Here is a 720-nt window from a genome sequence, read left to right on the forward strand (position 1 = left end):
TGATTACTTCTGCACCAAACTGCTCAGCTAACCCTTGAGCACGCTCTTTGGTGCGGTTTGCGACTATCATTTTTGTGCAGCCGTTCGACGCTAAGTGTTTCGCGACCAGTTCGATGGTTTCACCTGCCCCGACGAGTAAGACTGTCGAGTCAGATAACGATTCGAAAATGTGTTTTGCTAATGTACATGCGGCGTAAGCCACCGACACAGCATTGCCACCGATATCAGTTTCCGTACGAACTCGTTTTGCAACAGAAAACGTTTTTTGGAACAGCTTATCAATCGACGAGTCTACAGCTTGATGATCACGTGAATCAGAAAATGCCTGTTTCACTTGACCTAAGATCTGCGGCTCACCAAGTACCAGTGAATCAAGGCCACACGAGACGCGCATCAAGTGTTTAATTGCCGCTTGTTCTTCGTGTACATACAAACTTGGCATCAAGTCTTCACGGCTCACTTGGTGAAATTGAGCGAGCCAATCGATCAGCTTGTTTCGCGCTCCTTGCTTAACGTCGCAGTACAACTCAGTACGGTTACAGGTTGAAACAATCACACTGCCGTTAACCGCTTCGTGCTCTCTGAGTTGCTCAAGTGCAGGGCCGAGCTTATCAGGCCCGAACGCCACTTTCTCTCGCAAGTCAACAGACGCTGTATTGTGATTAATTCCAATAGCAAGCAAGGACATCTAACGTGGTATCTCTGAGATCGGTTATAAAA

The 720-nt window shown here is 47.4% G+C and carries 1 protein-coding gene; it reads right to left on the bottom strand.

Annotated features, from left to right (window positions below):
* On the bottom strand, positions 1-688 hold a 688-nt coding region (gene hemA / locus R7P74_RS26375), incomplete at its 3' end, for a glutamyl-tRNA reductase (RefSeq protein WP_318123601.1).
* Between the last annotated feature and the right edge of the window lie 32 nt (positions 689-720).

The sequence above is a fragment of the Vibrio sp. 2033 genome (assembly GCF_033339735.1).